The organism is Oceanicaulis alexandrii DSM 11625 (genome assembly GCF_000420265.1).
Lineage (GTDB): Bacteria > Pseudomonadota > Alphaproteobacteria > Caulobacterales > Maricaulaceae > Oceanicaulis > Oceanicaulis alexandrii.
The window spans coordinates 2305910-2320413 of record NZ_ATUP01000001.1 but is presented as its reverse complement, the minus strand read 5'-3'; the positions used below and the strand labels follow the sequence as shown (position 1 = coordinate 2320413).

The 14504-nt window shown below is 64.0% G+C and carries 13 protein-coding genes; 5 read left to right on the top strand and 8 right to left on the bottom strand.

The genetic code is table 11. From position 1 onward, the window contains the following. Positions 1-132: 132 nt before the first annotated feature. Positions 133-429 (bottom strand): aspartate decarboxylase, encoded by a 297-nt coding sequence (locus G405_RS0111045; RefSeq protein ID WP_022701585.1) that lies wholly within the window; start codon positions 427-429, stop codon positions 133-135. Positions 430-653: 224 nt separating this feature from the next. Between G405_RS0111045 and G405_RS0111040 the strand changes: the two genes are divergently transcribed. Next, positions 654-1577: a DUF4349 domain-containing protein gene (locus G405_RS0111040; RefSeq protein WP_022701584.1), complete on the top strand. Its 924-nt coding sequence runs from the start codon at positions 654-656 to the stop codon at positions 1575-1577. Here the strand turns inward: G405_RS0111040 and G405_RS0111035 are convergent. After that, positions 1574-1996: a secondary thiamine-phosphate synthase enzyme YjbQ gene (locus tag G405_RS0111035; RefSeq protein WP_022701583.1), complete on the bottom strand. Its 423-nt coding sequence runs from the start codon at positions 1994-1996 to the stop codon at positions 1574-1576. The genes G405_RS0111040 and G405_RS0111035 overlap by 4 nt on opposite strands. A gap of 99 nt (positions 1997-2095) precedes the next feature. Here G405_RS0111035 and G405_RS15850 point away from each other — a divergent pair, with 99 nt between their 5' ends. After that, complete coding sequence (locus G405_RS15850; RefSeq protein ID WP_022701582.1) at positions 2096-2944, top strand: methyltransferase domain-containing protein; 849 nt, start codon at positions 2096-2098, stop codon at positions 2942-2944. A gap of 4 nt (positions 2945-2948) precedes the next feature. Here G405_RS15850 and G405_RS0111025 read toward each other — a convergent pair whose 3' ends face one another. From G405_RS0111025 to G405_RS0111000, 6 genes are all read right to left on the bottom strand, one after another. Continuing rightward, entirely contained in the window at positions 2949-4061 is a 1113-nt protein-coding gene (locus G405_RS0111025; RefSeq protein WP_084683466.1) for a serine hydrolase domain-containing protein, read from the bottom strand. A 100-nt stretch (positions 4062-4161) separates the two neighbouring features. Further along, positions 4162-4620 (bottom strand): GNAT family N-acetyltransferase, encoded by a 459-nt coding sequence (locus G405_RS16615; RefSeq protein WP_022701580.1) that lies wholly within the window; start codon positions 4618-4620, stop codon positions 4162-4164. A 47-nt stretch (positions 4621-4667) separates the two neighbouring features. Further along, on the bottom strand, positions 4668-6038 hold the full coding sequence (locus tag G405_RS0111015; RefSeq protein ID WP_022701579.1) for a mechanosensitive ion channel family protein: 1371 nt from the start codon (positions 6036-6038) through the stop codon (positions 4668-4670). A 141-nt stretch (positions 6039-6179) separates the two neighbouring features. Next, positions 6180-8225 (bottom strand): RNA polymerase sigma factor RpoD, encoded by a 2046-nt coding sequence (gene rpoD, locus G405_RS0111010; protein WP_022701578.1) that lies wholly within the window; start codon positions 8223-8225, stop codon positions 6180-6182. A 63-nt stretch (positions 8226-8288) separates the two neighbouring features. Further along, complete coding sequence (gene dnaG / locus G405_RS15840) at positions 8289-10127, bottom strand: DNA primase (protein ID WP_022701577.1); 1839 nt, start codon at positions 10125-10127, stop codon at positions 8289-8291. 58 nt (positions 10128-10185) lie between these two features. Next, on the bottom strand, positions 10186-10653 hold the full coding sequence (locus G405_RS0111000) for a GatB/YqeY domain-containing protein (RefSeq protein ID WP_022701576.1): 468 nt from the start codon (positions 10651-10653) through the stop codon (positions 10186-10188). 206 nt (positions 10654-10859) lie between these two features. On the opposite strand from G405_RS0111000, the gene carA reads away from it, so the two are divergent. From carA to G405_RS0110980, 3 genes are all read left to right on the top strand, one after another. After that, positions 10860-12035: a glutamine-hydrolyzing carbamoyl-phosphate synthase small subunit gene (gene carA, locus G405_RS0110995; RefSeq protein WP_051143384.1), complete on the top strand. Its 1176-nt coding sequence runs from the start codon at positions 10860-10862 to the stop codon at positions 12033-12035. A gap of 60 nt (positions 12036-12095) precedes the next feature. Continuing rightward, positions 12096-13658 carry a peptide ABC transporter substrate-binding protein gene (locus G405_RS0110990; RefSeq protein WP_022701574.1) on the top strand — a complete coding sequence of 521 codons (1563 nt, stop codon included), beginning with the start codon at positions 12096-12098 and terminating at the stop codon, positions 13656-13658. Positions 13659-13930: 272 nt separating this feature from the next. Next, the gene (locus G405_RS0110980) at positions 13931-14503 is read left to right on the top strand and encodes a hypothetical protein (RefSeq protein WP_022701572.1); all 573 of its coding nucleotides are present in this window, start codon (positions 13931-13933) and stop codon (positions 14501-14503) included. The last annotated feature ends 1 nt before the right edge of the window (position 14504 follow it).

The window sequence follows — 14504 nt, the reverse complement described above, 5'->3', positions numbered from 1 at the left end:
GTTCTTTCTCAGGGTTCACAGACGCCGTTCCGCCGCCATCAGAGGCGTGAGAGTCATGGTAGTCGTCATAGGAGTCACCCCGATGAGACTCTCATGACTCCCATCGGGACACTCCGCGCGCCGCTCCGGCCTTTATTTCGGGTGCTGGCCGCGCCAGGCTTCCATGGACAGGGAGATGGCGAAGGTTTCGCGGTATTTGGGGCTGCCGGCGGGGCGCGGCGGTTGTTCGCGGGTCAGTTCCATGATTTCCGCCAGCTTGTTATGGGCGGCGCCCGCCTGGCCCGCGCCGATATAGGCGTGCAGCTCCACAAGCGCGTTGGCCAGCGGGTCGTCGGCGCGAATGACGAAATAGGGCTCGTCATCGGCGAGATCGGGCAGGCAATCGTGTTTGCTGGGATTGGCTTTGGATCCGAGCGGGGCGGTGGTCATGGGCGAGCTCCTTGGCGAGGCGGCGCGAATCAGAGCGCCGCGCTTTGCGCCAGACTAGCAAATAGCGGCGCGGGCGCACCCGCCGAACTGACGCAGGCGCTGAGCGAGCGCGCCGCCGGCGCCGCCTCGCAATCGCCTTGAAATCGCCGCGCCCTTTCAACTCCGGTTCAGCTAGGCTCTGCGCATGATAAGGTTCACACGGGCGAATTGAGGGGAGAGACCACATGGTTCGGACCACAGGACTGATACTGATCGCCAGCGCCGCGCTGGTCGGCTGCGATCAACAATCGAGCTACACCACCGATTCCGAAGGCTATATGGTCGATGACATGGCGATGATGGAGGCCCCGCAGGCGGCCCCCGCCCCCATGCGCGCCCGGTCAGAGGCCGTGACGGTCGCAGGCTCCGGCGCCGCTCAGACCGCGCCGCAGGACGTCTCCGCGCCCTTGCTGGCCTACACCTATCAAACCAGCCTCGAGCTGCCGGGCGAGGTTCTGGCGGCCACACAGGCCAGCCATGTGGCGGCGTGTCAGACCGCGGGTCCCGCGACCTGCCAGGTGATCCGCGCGCAGGTGAACAATGCCGACGGGCCGCGCCCCAGCGCCTATCTGCAGCTGCGCGCCGCGCCGGACTGGATCGTTGAGTTCCGCGCCGGGCTTGAAGGCGAGACCGAAGAGCTGGGCGGCCAGGTGCTGTCAGACCAGACCTCGGTCGAGGATCTGACCACGCGCATCGTGGACACTGCCGCGCGCGTTGCGGCCCAGACCACCTTGCGCGACCGGCTGCAACAGCTGCTGGAGACCCGCGACGGCGATCTCAGTGATCTGCTGGCGGTGGAGCGGGAGCTCGCGAACGTGCAGGCCAATCTCGACGCCCAGGCGAGCGTTCTGGCCGCCCTGCGCCAGCGGGTGAACACCTCCATGCTGACCCTGAACTATCAGGCCGAGCGTCAGGTGGTGGAGCCTGAAACCTTCAATCCCATCGGGCGCGCGTTCAAGGAAATGGGCGAGGTGTTCGCCAATTCCGTCGCCAGCCTGATCCTGTTCCTCGCCGGCGCCCTGCCCTGGCTGGTGATCGCAGTGCCGGTGATCTCAGGGGTCGTCATCGGCTTCCGCCGTCTGCTGCGCCGGAAGAAAGCGGCGAGCTAGGCCGAAAGGTGCAGCACCATCTGCCGGATATGCGGCCGGTCACGATGCTCAAACAGGTAGAGCCCCTGCCAGGTCCCGAGCATCAACCGGCCGCCGCTGACCGGCACGCCCACTGAAGCCGCCGTCAGCGCGGACTTGATATGGGCGGGCATGTCGTCCGGGCCTTCGGTGGTGTGGCTGAGCCAAGCCATCGACGGATCATCCGAGCGCGGAACCAGCCGCGCGAAAAACGCCTGCAGATCGCGCTGCACGTCAGGGTCGGCGTTCTCCTGGATCACGACCGACGCCGATGTATGGCGGACGAAACAGGTCAGAAGCCCCTCGTCCATGCCCGACGCCGCCACGAACCGCGCCGCATCGCGAGTGACCTCATACAGGCCGGGCCCGCGGGTTTCGATCTCCAGCACCGTCTGCGGCATGTGCGCGTCTCCTTAAACCTCACCAGTCTGTGTCTCGACCCTGAGGGGTAAATCTGAAACAGTCCCGCATCAATTCAGCGGCGGCTTGGAAAGTCAGACATGCGCGAACAGGTTCGGGATTATTATGGCGACGTGCTGCAATCGAGCGGCGATCTGAAATCAGACGCCTGCTGCGAGATCTCCGCGCCCGAACCCCATATCCGCGACGCGCTGACAAACATTCATCCCGACGTGGCGAACAAATACTATGGCTGTGGCCTGATCGCGCCCGAGGACATCACAGGAAAGCGCGTGCTGGATCTGGGCTGCGGCACGGGGCGCGACGTGTTCCTGCTGGCCCAATTGGTGGGCGAAACCGGCGAAGTCGTCGGCGTCGACATGACCGACAACCAGCTTGCCGTCGCGCTTGAGCATGAGACCTGGCACGCCGATCGCTTCGGCTATGCCAAACCCAACACCCGCTTCCTCAAGGGCTATATCGAGGCGCTCGACCAGCTCGACCTTGAAGCGGGCAGCTTTGATCTGATCATCTCAAACTGCGTGATCAATCTCTCCACTGACAAACCGGCGGTGTTTGCGGGCGTGCGTCATCTTCTGAAGCCTGACGGTGTGATGCATTTCGCGGATGTCTACGCCGAGCGCGCCGTGCCGGAAGACCTGCGCACCGACCCGGTGCTCTATGGCGAATGCCTGGCTGGCGCTTTGGCCTGGTCAGATTTTCTCGCCATCGCCGAGGACACCGGCTTTGACGCGCCGGAGCTCGTCGATCACCGCCCGCTGGCGATCAGTGATGACGCCCTGATCGAGAAACTGGACGGTCTCAAATTCGTCTCCGCCACGGTCGAACTGCGCCCCGCGCCCGCCAATGACGCCCCGCGTCAGGAAACCGGCGATCCGTTCACATTACCCTCCCCGCATGCGCCCAGCAGCGGGTCTTGTTGCGGGTAAAGACCTAGCGCCAGCAGGTCAGGCCGCCTTCTGGCACGTCCATTCCGGCGGCATGGCCTGCGGCCCAGGCGATCGCCATGGGAGAGACAAGCCCCTCCCCGTCCTCGCGATTGGTCAAGACGATCACGGACTGCCCCGTCGTCATGTCTCGCACATAGGCTGTGCCGGAATAACCGGCATGGCTGGTGATCTGGCGACCCTCCACATCATGGCTCCACCAGCCGCGCGCATAGCCCCAGCGCTCGCAGCTTTCGCCCGCATCAAAAGCGCGCTGGATCTCGGCGGCCTGCGCGATGACAGCAGAATCAAGCACCTTCGGGTCATCCAGCTCGGCCTCCCAGATCATCAGATCGTTGAGTGATGAAGTGACGCCGAAATGCGAGGTCAGGCCGAACTGCCAGACCCGCCGATTGCGCGCCAGCTCACCGTCATACACGCCATAACCCTCCGCGCGATGAGGCACGATGGCGGACTGGTCGAGCATGCGTGTCTGATCCATGCCCAGCCGCGCCCAGAACCTGTCCCTCAGGGCCGTCTCGAAGGACTGCCCGGTGACACTCTCGATGATGAGACCCAACAGGAAATAGCCCTGATCAGAATAGCTCCAGTCCGTGCCCGGTTCTGATTGAAGCGGGGTCTCGATCGCTGAGGCCAGCATCTGATCAGTGGAATAGGCGATCTGGAACTGGCCATTGGGCATGGCCTCAAACCGGTGCGTCAGACCGGCCATATGGCTCATAAGCTGGTTGATCGTGATGGCGGACCAGGCTTCAGCCGTGTCTGCGACATGGAAGGAGAGCGGATCATCGAGCGACAGACGCTCCTCTTCAGCCAGGCTGAGCACCATCAGGGCGGTCATATGCTTGGTGAGCGAGGCGAGCTCGAACACGGTAGCTGCGCTTGCGGGGGTGGAATGCTCCAGGCTCGCAAAGCCATATTCGCCCACGTGCACCGGTTGGCCGTTCTCCAGCACCGCCACCGCCACGCCGGGAAACTGCCCCTCGTCCATGATCGGAATGACCGCTGCGTCCACCGCCTCGAGACGCGGAGCGGGAGCCTCTTGCGCCTGGGCCGGCGCGGTCGACAGCGCCAGCATCATCAAGCCTGTTCTGAGCATGCAATCCCCCCCTATCCTTATCCCGGCTAGCACGGTGAGAGCCTCACTCCCTAATGACAAACCCTCAAGGTGAAGGGAGTATGACGCTGGCCGCCCACCCCTATAGCCCGTTCAGCTCCCAGCGCCTCACCGGTTTCGCGAACCCGCCCGAGCTTTCATAGAGCGCTTCGGCGGCTTCGGTTTCAGAGCTGGTCCACATCAAGAAGGTGGCCGGGCTTTCGCGCACATCCTCGACCACGGCTTCAAAAAGGGCGCGGCCCGCGCCCTCGCCGCGGCCGGCCTTGCCCACGCACACTTCGGCCAGCCAGGCGCCCGCGCCGCCATGGCCAGAATCGTAATAGGCGTGCCAGACGGCATAGCCGATGGGCTCGCCATCCTGAGCCGCCGCAACCAGCACGTGAAAGCTGGCGTCATGACCGAACAGGGTGGTCTTGATGTTTTCCGGCGTGCAGTGCTCGGTTGAATCGCCGACCACTTCATTGAGTTCGCGCGACAGACGGGCGATTGCGGCGGCGTCGCGGGGGCGCGCGGCCCGGACGGTCAGGTCTGACTGGCTCATGGGATATCCTTTACGGTGTGAGTTGAGGCCGAGGGGCTCGCCCTCGCCTATTCGCTCGGCGCGTCTTCTGACAGCAAATCGCCCGACTTCGCCTCCCGGCGCTCTTCCTCGACGCGTTCGGCCAGCGATGTGTCAGGCGCGACGTCCGTGATCTCAGCGCTCGGCGTCTTGGCTGGTCGTACGGGTGCGCGGTCTGTGTCGGGCTCGGGTTTGGGCTTCGCCGCCGCTGTCGGCAAGACGCCGCTGTCAATCCGCAGGCGATAGGTCGGATCAGGCAAGGTGAAGCCGGCCTCATCCAGCGCCGCCTTGACGGTCGCAATCGCCACCGAACGGGATTTGAGAAAATCTGCGTCGGTCTGGTCGATCCAGGCGGAGAAAATGAGGTTGATGGTGGAATCGCCCACTTCGCGGATGCCGGCCGCCGGATCGGGCTCCGCCATGACGAAGCTCAAAGTCTTGAGCGCCTCAAGGCCGGTCTCGAGCGCCGATAACGGATCATCCTCGGGGTCCACGCCCAGGGTGAAATCAAACCGGCGCTCGGGATTGCGGGTGTAGTTGAGAATGACCGCCTTGAAGACCAGCGCATTGGGCAGGCGCAGATGATTGCCCTCCAGCGTCATCAACACGGTGGCGCGCGAGGTGAGACGGATCACCCGCCCCTCTTGCCCGTCGATGACCACATGGTCGTTAGGGCGAAACGGCTGGCGCACCGACAGCATGATCGAGGCGATGTAGTTCTCGATGGTGTCCTTGACCGCGAACCCGACCGCGAGACCGATCACGCCCGCCGCGCCCAAGAGCGCCCCGAGAAACGCCGTGGAGTCCAGCAAGGTCAGCGCCGACACCAGTCCGAACACCACGAACAGGCTGAACACCGTGGAGCCCAGAAGATCGGCCACAAAGCTGTTGGGCGCGAGCAGCCGCCACAGTCCGTCCCAGCGACTTAACAGCCAGCCGACCCCGCCAAGGACCAGAAACACCGCCATCGCCAAGGCCAGCAGCGGAATGATCCGCACAAGGTCTTGCAGCGTCGTCTCCAACTCGCCCATGGCGGGCGCGACGCGGGTGGAGACCGACAGATCACGGTCGATCCGGTTCTCCACCGTCACCACGCCCTCGACCCGAAGCGCCAGCGCCTCGGCGCGGCTGGCGGCGTCGGCGGTCAGGGTTTCCCCCGTCAGGGTGACGACGCCTGACTCAACACTGATTTCGACCCCGGACAGGGTGTCGATCTCGCCAAAGATCGTGGCTATGCGTTGCGCGATGGCGGCGTCCGACGGCGCGTCGGTCTCAAGCGTGATCTCGCCGCCCGCCTCACCGCCTTCGGCTTGCGCGAACGCAGTCTCTGGACACAGCGCACAGGCGCTCGCCAGAAGGATCAACAGGACGAGAGAGCGGAACAGGGTCAGAGGGTTCATCCGGCAAGATTTGCGCAGGGCGCAGGAAAAGAAAAGGCGCTTAAGAACCAAACGCCCCGCCGCCCCATTGGTTGCGCCCCGAGCAGCAAAAAGCCCCGCTGTTTCCAGCGGGGCTTTTCATGTCTGTCTGTCGCCAGCGCTCTAGCTGTCCAGGAAGGAGCGCAGCTTGCGGCTGCGGCTCGGGTGCTTGAGCTTGCGCAGCGCTTTCGCTTCGATCTGGCGGATCCGCTCGCGGGTCACGCTGAACTGCTGGCCGACTTCTTCCAGCGTGTGGTCGGTGTTCATGCCGATGCCGAAGCGCATGCGCAGCACGCGTTCTTCACGCGGAGTAAGCGAGGCGAGCACCAAAGTGGTGGTTTCGCGCAAGTTGGAGTGGATCGCGGCGTCGATGGGCAGAACCGCGTTCTTGTCCTCGATGAAATCGCCCAGATGGCTGTCTTCCTCATCCCCGATCGGGGTTTCAAGGGAGATCGGCTCCTTGGCGATCTTCATCACCTTGCGCACTTTCTCAAGCGGCATGGAGAGCTTTTCCGCCAGCTCTTCGGGGGTCGGCTCACGGCCGATCTCGTGGAGCATCTGACGGCTGGTGCGCACGATCTTGTTGATCGTCTCGATCATGTGCACCGGAATACGGATGGTGCGCGCCTGGTCGGCGATCGAGCGGGTGATCGCCTGACGGATCCACCAGGTGGCGTAGGTGGAGAATTTATAGCCGCGGCGATATTCGAACTTATCCACCGCCTTCATCAGGCCGATATTGCCTTCCTGGATGAGGTCGAGGAATTGCAGGCCGCGATTGGTGTATTTCTTGGCGATGGAGATCACCAGGCGCAGGTTGGCCTCCACCATTTCCTTCTTGGCGACGCGGGCTTCGCGGGCGCCTTTCTGGACGGTGGCGACGATGCGGCGGTAATCATCGATCGGAACGCCGGATTCCTGAGCCAGAGTGGCGATCTGTTCGCGCAGCTCGCCCGCCTCTTTCTCTTCACGCTCGACAAAGCGCGTCCAGGCCTTGGTCTTGCCGGACATGTCTTTCAGCCAGTCAGGATCAAGCTCATGGCCCTGATAGGATTTGAGGAAGTCCGTGCGCGGCACGCCATGGGCTTCCGCCATGCGCAACAGCTTGCCTTCAAGGCCCATCAGTTTCTTGTTGATGGCGTCCAGCTGTTCGACCAGCGCCTCGATCCGGGCGTTGTTCAGGTGCAGCGAATTGAGGTTCGCCACGATACGCTCGAACACATCGTCATAGGCGGCCTGGTCCTTGTCGCTCAGATGCTTGCCGGACAGGCGCGAGGAGACCAGACGGTCCTGCAGCTGACGGAAGACGTCGAAATCGGTGGCGATGGCGTCCAGGGTCTCCATGACCCCGTCGCGCAGCTCGGCCTCCATGGCGGCAAGCGACATGTTCGCGCCGTCATCATCATCATCGTCGTCGCTGTCGCCTTCGGACTCGCCTTCGGCTTTTTCGCCGTCTTCGCTGTCTGACGACTCGTCATCGGTTTTGGCGTCGGCGTCATCGGCCTTGGCCTCGTCACCCTCGCCTTCGCCGTCTTCATCATCTTCAGACACCGCGGTAGCGTCTTCACGCACGCCGCCATAGGTGGCGTCCAGGTCGATAATGTCACGCAGCAAGACCTGGCCTTCGCGCAGCTCGTCGCGCCAGACCATGATGGCTTCAAAGGTCAGCGGGCTTTCGCACAGCCCGCGGATCATCGCATTGCGGCCCGCCTCGATGCGCTTGGCGATGGCGATCTCGCCCTCGCGCGACAACAACTCGACCGAACCCATCTCGCGCAGATACATGCGCACCGGGTCGTCGGTGCGGTCTTGCGCAGAGGTGGTGTTCTGACCGGCGACGACATCCGCCTTGGCTTTCTTGGTGACGGCGGTGGACTTTTCCTCGTCCTCCTCGTCATCAGCCTCGGCGCCGGACGCGTCGGTGTCCGCATCCTCTTCGGAATCCACGACCGTAATCCCCATCTCGGAGAGTTGGGCGAGGATGTCCTCGATCTGCTCGGAGCTGAATTCTTCGCTCGGCAGGACCTTGTTCAGCTCGTCATGGGTCACATAACCGCGTTTTTTCGCGGTTTTGATCATGGCTTTGACGGTCTGATCAGTCAGGTCCAGCAGCGGGCCGTCCTGATTTTCAGAGGTCGCTTCAGCGTTTTCAGCGGCGGCTTTGCTCATTCGGTGATCATGCTCCCGGAGGATTTCATTGGCTGCGCGCACAAAGGGCGGCGTGGGCGCGCGCTAGCGCTGTCGACCCCGCCGCTCCGCGACGAGGTAATTTTTGAGGGCGTCAGAATCACCCTCTTCAAAGAAGTCGGCGTGTCTTGGTCGGTCCTGAGCGTCTTGCGCAACTCTTTCCATATAAGAAGCCGAAAGCCTGCGCCAAGCCTCAAGCCGGCTGTCAGCATCAGCCTCACTCCCCCCAAGACTGGCGCGCATGGGCGCTTTGTCCACAGCCAACCGTGTCAGTTGGGGGCCGAAACCCCGTCGAGACAACGCATCGCGCAGTCCGCCGACAGGCAGAGACTCCCCAGAGAAACACGCGTCTAGAATCGCGTCCCTAAGGCTGTCAAGCGTTCCGAACGAGATTTGCAGCAATGTCTCGGCCTCGGCCTCAGCGATTTCGGGGTGTTCGATCACCGCCAGAAGCAGCTGACGCAAGGGCGCAGACGGCGATTTATGCTTGCGCTGCGCCACCAGTTCGGCGGTCGGCGGCTGCAGCGGCATGAAGCGCCGACCGGCGCCGCGCCCTGTATATCCGCCCCGGTTTCGATCCGGTCGAAACCCGGCCTGGGGCGTACGCCCGAACTGCGCATCGATGCGCACATCAAATTCGGCGCGGTATTCCGCCTTGATGTCGGGATCCTTGATCTTGGCGACCAGCGCCTTGATCCGCTTACGGAAACCGGCGCGGCGGTCAGGGTCGTCCAGCGGTTCAAGCTCCACTTCACGCCGCCATAAAACGTCGATCAGCGGCTTGGCGTCATCGATGGCGTCTTTCAGCGCCTGGGCGCCGCGCTCGCGCAACAGGTCGTCGGGGTCCTGGCCATCGGGCAGGAAAACAAAGCGCAGCGTGCGCCCCGGTTCCAGCAATTCCAGCGCGCGTTCCGCCGCCAGCGCCGCGGCCCGCGTGCCCGCCGCGTCGCCGTCCAGACACACCACAGGCTCCGGTCCGGCGCGCCATAATAAACGCAGCTGGTTTTCCGTGAGCGCCGTGCCGAGCGGCGCCACGGCCTGGCCCAACCCGGCGCGGGCGAAGGCGATCACATCCATATAGCCTTCCGCCACGATCAGGCCCTTGGCCTTCACCTTGGGATCATGGGCGAAGGCGCGCGCTTCGGGATAGCGATAGAGCAGCGAGCCTTTGTGAAACAACTCTGTCTCGGGCGAGTTGAGATATTTCGCGCGAACGTCCTTGCTCATCGCCCGGCCGCCGAACGCCACCAGCCGGTCGCGCGCATCCTTGATCGGAAACATCACCCGGCCGCGAAACCGGTCATAAGGCTCGCCGCCATCATCGGGCAGGATCGACAGGCCGGCGTCCGACAAGTCTTGCGCGCTCGCGCCCTTCTGGATCAGCGCACGGGTCAGGCCGCGGCGATTATCGGGCGCAAACCCCAGACCAAAGCGCTCCATATCGGATCGGCTGAGCCCGCGGCGTTCGAGATAAAGTCGCGCCTCTTCGCCTTCAGGCGCATAAAGAGAGCGTGTGAAATACTCCTGAGCGAGCGCGATCCAGTCGAGAAGCGTTTTGCGATGCTGTTCTTGCTGGGGGTCGCGCTGCTCCATGCGCGGCACTTCCAGCCCGGCTTCCTGAGCCAGGGCCTCGATCGCTTCCATGAAGCTCAGGCCTTGGGTTTTCTGAAGCCAGGTGAAGATGTCGCCATGCTCCTGGCTGGCGAAGCAATGGTAGAAGCCCTTCTCGTCATTGACGAAAAACGAGGGCGTGCGCTCTTTCTTGAAGGGGGACAATCCGACGAACTCGCGGCCCTGCCGCTTGAGCGGCACCGTACGCCCGATCAGCTCGGATGGGCGGATGCGCGTCTTGATCTCGTCTTTGAAACCGTCGGGAATCGCCACGAACTGAACATCCTCCAGCCCGACAGCATAAACCGGCTCGGGTCAGACGGCTAGAAGCCTAAGCCTGACCTTGCAGCAAAGTTTTCACTTCCTTGCCGGCCTTGGCGAAATCCATGCGGCCGGTATAGCGCTCTTTCAGCGCCGCCATGCAGCGGCCCATGTCTTTCAGCCCGCCTGCATCCAGCTCGCTGACCACGGATTGGGCGGCCTGGGCGATTTCAGCAGGTTTCATGGGTTCAGGCAGATATGAGCTGACGATCTCGGCTTCCGCGCGTTCGCGCTCGGCGAGATCAAGCCGACCCGCATTTTCATACGTCTCGGCGCTCTCTTCGCGTTGCTTGAGCAGCTTTTGCAAGATCGCCTGAATTTCAGGCAAGTCGCAGCCGTCGCAGCGGTCTTCCTGACGCGCGGCGATGTCGCGGTCCTTGATGGCGGCCTGGATGAGACGCAGCGTGGAGACACGCGTGCTATCCTGAGCGCGCATGGCGTCTTTGAGGTCAGAGAGGATGCGGTCGCGAAGCGACATGAGGGCACCTATTTGCGGCGGCGCTGCAGATAAGCGCCAAGCCATTGAAATTACAAGAATTTGCAGCGCGGCCTTTTGCTTGACCCGGCCTCGCCGCTCGCCTACGTTCCGCGCGTTTAACCGCCCGCCGCTGGAGCCCAGCTCGCGGCCCCGCGCGTGTCAGGAGGCGAGCACCTATGCCGGAAGCAGTCAAGAATCAAGTCCCGATGCAAACACCATCATCGGATATCCAGCCCGAATGGGCGACCGCCGCTCTGATTCTGGCTGACGGTACAGTGTTTTACGGGACGGGAGCAGGCGCGACCGGCTCCGCCGTCGCCGAGCTCTGTTTCAATACCGCGATGACCGGGCATCAGGAAATCCTGGCCGATCCCTCCTATGCGGGCCAGATCGTGTGCTTCACCTTCCCGCATGTGGGCAATGTGGGCGCCAACGCCGAAGACGAGGAAGCGGCAAGCGCCATCGCCCGCAAGGCGGCCGTGGGCATGGTCAGCCGCGAAGAGATCACCCCGCCCGCCAGCTGGCGGGCCGAGACCGGCTTTGACGAATGGCTGGCGGCGCGCGAAATCATCGCCATCACGGGCGTCGACACCCGCGCCATCACTCGCCGCATCCGCGAGACCGGCATGCCCATGGCCACCATCGCCCATGCCCGCGACGGCAAGCTCGATATCTCCGCCCTGAAAGCCCAAGCCAAGAACGCCCCGCCCATGGAAGGCGTCGAGCTGGCGGGCGCGGTCGCTTGCGACGCGGCCAATGACTGGACGGACGGCGATTGGGGCTGGTCGGAAGGCTTCGCCAAAGGCCCCGAAGACGGCCCGCTGGTCGTGGTGCTCGATTATGGCGTGAAGGCCAACATCCTGCGCCGCCTGGTTTCCGCCGGCGCCCGCGTACAGGTCGTGCCGGGCAGAGCGAGCAAAGAGGATGTCCTCAAGCTCAACCCCGCCGGCGTTCTCGTCTCCAATGGTCCCGGCGACCCCGCCGCCACCGGCGAATACGCGCTCGAGACGATTCGCGGCGTGATCGAGGCCGGCGTGCCGGTTCTGGGCATCTGCCTGGGCCATCAGATGCTGGCGCTGGCGCTTGGCGCAAAAACCCAGAAGATGGTTCAGGGCCATCACGGCGCGAACCATCCGGTGAAAAACATCGAGACCGGTCAGGTGGAGATCGTGTCCATGAACCACGGCTTCGCCGTGGATCGCGACAGCCTGCCCGAGGGCGCGGTCGAGACCCATGTGTCTCTGTTTGACGGCACCAATTGCGGCTTCAAGCTGACCGACAAGCCGGTCTGGGCGGTGCAGCACCACCCCGAAGCCAGCCCCGGCCCGCAAGACAGCTTCAAGGTCTTTGAGAGCTTTGTGAGCGGCCTGAAGGCCGGTTAAGTCACTGGCGGCTCTGCCTGGCGCAATGCTAGTCTTCCCGCGTGAAACGGGGAGGGGCGCATGGTGAAGCTGACACGGCGGCAGACGCTGGTCACAGGTTTGGCGGGGCTGACGGGACTTGCGGCCTCCGCCTGTTCTGGCGGGACGGACGCGCCGGATGATCTGCTGCGCGTGGCGATCGAGACCGAGCCTGACAGCCTGGATCCGCTGCGCGGCCAGTTCGCCTCCGCCGCGCTTCTGTACAAGCAGCTGCACGCCCCGCTGACCGAATACGCGCCGTCTGGCGGTTTGGCGCCGGGGCTGGCTCTGACCTGGCGCAGCGAGGATGCGCGCGTCTGGCGCTTCACCTTGAGGCCCGACCTGGTCTGGTCGGACGGCGCGCCCCTGACCGCGGACGATGTGGTCTGGACCGCCCGGCGCGCCGTGGACCCCACCACCGGCTTTGCGGATCTGGGCGATTTTTTCGCCGTGATCGGCGCCCGCGAAGCGCTGGCGGGCGAGCGTCATCCCGACACCATCGCCGTCAGCGCCCCTGACCCGCGCACCGTTGTGTTCGAGCTGGATCGCCCGGTGGGCAATTTCCCGGTGCTGATGCGCGAGTTCTACCCCCTGCCCCGCCATCAGGTCGAAGCGTATCCTGATGACTGGATCCGGCCCGAACACTGGGTCTCGGCCGGACCGTACGTGCTGGACCGCCACGAAGCGCTGTCTTTGCAGCTGGTGAAAAACCCGCGCTTCACCGCCGCCGACAGCGTCAAGGTCAACGCCATCAGCGTGGATGTGATCGACACGCCCTCCGCCCGCGCCAGGCGGTTCCGGGCCGGCGATTATGACCTGGCCGAGCGCCCGCCGACCGACCAGATCGGCTTTCTGCGCGAGACGGTGGGCGATCAGCTGCACGCTTATCCGGCGCCGATCCTGACCTATCTCAAGCTCAATTGCGCCCAGCCCTATCTGAGCGACCCACGGGTTCGGCGCGCCTTGAGCCTGGGGCTCGACCGGGCGTTCCTGAACACGCATTTCTTCAATGGCGAGGCGCAATCAAGCGACACGGTGATTCCCCGACACGGTGACGCCTATACGCCTCCGCGCCCGGACCCTGACGCCGCCCGCGCCTTGCTGGCCGAAGCGGGCTTCACCGCGCAATCGCCTTTGCGACTGACCGTGCGTGCGACCGCCGGCGACCGCGACCGACTGGCCATCGCAATCCTGGACGACTGGTCACGGATCGGCGTGGAGGGCGAGCTGCTCGCCAGCTATCCGCTCGATCTTTATCAGGCGGTGGACGCCGGGGATTTCGATGTGGCGCTGGCGCGCTTTGATCGCGGGCTGAAATCGGATCCCGACTTCATGCTGCAGCCCTTCTCCCGCAACGGCTTCGCTGACAACACCAACTGGTCTGGCCCAGCGCGGGCGAGTTTCGACGCGCTGATGGCGGACGCCTACGCCATGATCGACCCTGCCGGGCGGGCGGTGCAGTTCCGGCGCGCGGAAACGATTTTCCTGGAGGCCATGCCGAACATCCCGCTGGTGCATGAGCGCGCCTACTGGCTGATCTCGGACCGCACCCGCGCCCCTGAAGACATCCAGCCTCAGCTCTGGCGGGATCTGGAATTGCGCTAGGCCTGTCGCGCGTGCGCGGCACATGCGTTGCACATCTTTTCCCCGGACATGCGAATACGGACGGGACGCTATAGAGCCCAGTCCCGGCTCAATTGTCTGAAGAGCGCTTGTATGACAAGGCGCTCAGCGCCGCAGCAAAACGGCGGCGCCGCCCCGTGAGAGGCGAGCTGAAGGCGGAAGAAACTGCCGATATGCAGATTTGGACGGCAAGACCGACCGGCCGCAACCTGTTGTGACCCGGCCTACGGGGACGAGACGTCAGGAGAAGACACATGAGCGCCAGCGCCATTACCGGCCCCTCATGGACACCCTGGGACACCAAGCACGCCAGGGGCGCCGCCCTGGGCGAGATGGCGCTGCCCGATCCCACCAAAAAGCCCGAAGACGCCCGAGAGAGCGAACAGGCCGCCGCAGCGCCTGAGCTCAACAGGGAAGAAAAGGCAGGCAAGATCAATGAAAGCCTGTCGTCGCAATTGTTCGCCGCCCTGCTCGATCTGCAGAATTTCGCGCAAGCCAATCCCATGGGTGACCGTGACAACGAAACCGGGTCGCAACTCGCGAATGGCGCCACCAGCGTGGATGGCGGCAGCGCCAATCTGACAGACACCGACGCACTGTCGGGAGGCGCGACGGGAGAAACGGTTCAACAAGCCGAAGAGAATGACGACAAACGCGGCGTCAGCGCCCAACAGTCTGGATCGGCCACTGTGATCAGTGCGAAAACGGCCGCGGCGACGGATGCGGATGACACAGCGCTGTCTCCGGCCCTGCTGGCCCAGATCGAAGGCGCGCGCAATCCGCAGGCTGCGTCCGACAGGCTCGCCCGTTTCCTGGCCTATAGCTAAA

What these genes read in the sequence shown, in the direction of transcription:
- G405_RS0111045 (WP_022701585.1), bottom strand. Translation starts at nt 429, where the DNA reads ATGACCACCGCCCCGCTCGGATCCAAAGCCAATCCCAGCAAACACGAT.
- G405_RS0111040 (WP_022701584.1), top strand. Translation starts at nt 654, where the DNA reads ATGGTTCGGACCACAGGACTGATACTGATCGCCAGCGCCGCGCTGGTC.
- G405_RS0111035 (WP_022701583.1), bottom strand. Translation starts at nt 1,996, where the DNA reads ATGCCGCAGACGGTGCTGGAGATCGAAACCCGCGGGCCCGGCCTGTAT.
- G405_RS15850 (WP_022701582.1), top strand. Translation starts at nt 2,096, where the DNA reads ATGCGCGAACAGGTTCGGGATTATTATGGCGACGTGCTGCAATCGAGC.
- G405_RS0111025 (WP_084683466.1), bottom strand. Translation starts at nt 4,061, where the DNA reads ATGCTCAGAACAGGCTTGATGATGCTGGCGCTGTCGACCGCGCCGGCC.
- G405_RS16615 (WP_022701580.1), bottom strand. Translation starts at nt 4,620, where the DNA reads ATGAGCCAGTCAGACCTGACCGTCCGGGCCGCGCGCCCCCGCGACGCC.
- G405_RS0111015 (WP_022701579.1), bottom strand. Translation starts at nt 6,038, where the DNA reads ATGAACCCTCTGACCCTGTTCCGCTCTCTCGTCCTGTTGATCCTTCTG.
- rpoD (WP_022701578.1), bottom strand. Translation starts at nt 8,225, where the DNA reads ATGAGCAAAGCCGCCGCTGAAAACGCTGAAGCGACCTCTGAAAATCAG.
- G405_RS0111000 (WP_022701576.1), bottom strand. Translation starts at nt 10,653, where the DNA reads ATGTCGCTTCGCGACCGCATCCTCTCTGACCTCAAAGACGCCATGCGC.
- carA (WP_051143384.1), top strand. Translation starts at nt 10,860, where the DNA reads ATGCAAACACCATCATCGGATATCCAGCCCGAATGGGCGACCGCCGCT.
- G405_RS0110990 (WP_022701574.1), top strand. Translation starts at nt 12,096, where the DNA reads ATGGTGAAGCTGACACGGCGGCAGACGCTGGTCACAGGTTTGGCGGGG.
- G405_RS0110980 (WP_022701572.1), top strand. Translation starts at nt 13,931, where the DNA reads ATGAGCGCCAGCGCCATTACCGGCCCCTCATGGACACCCTGGGACACC.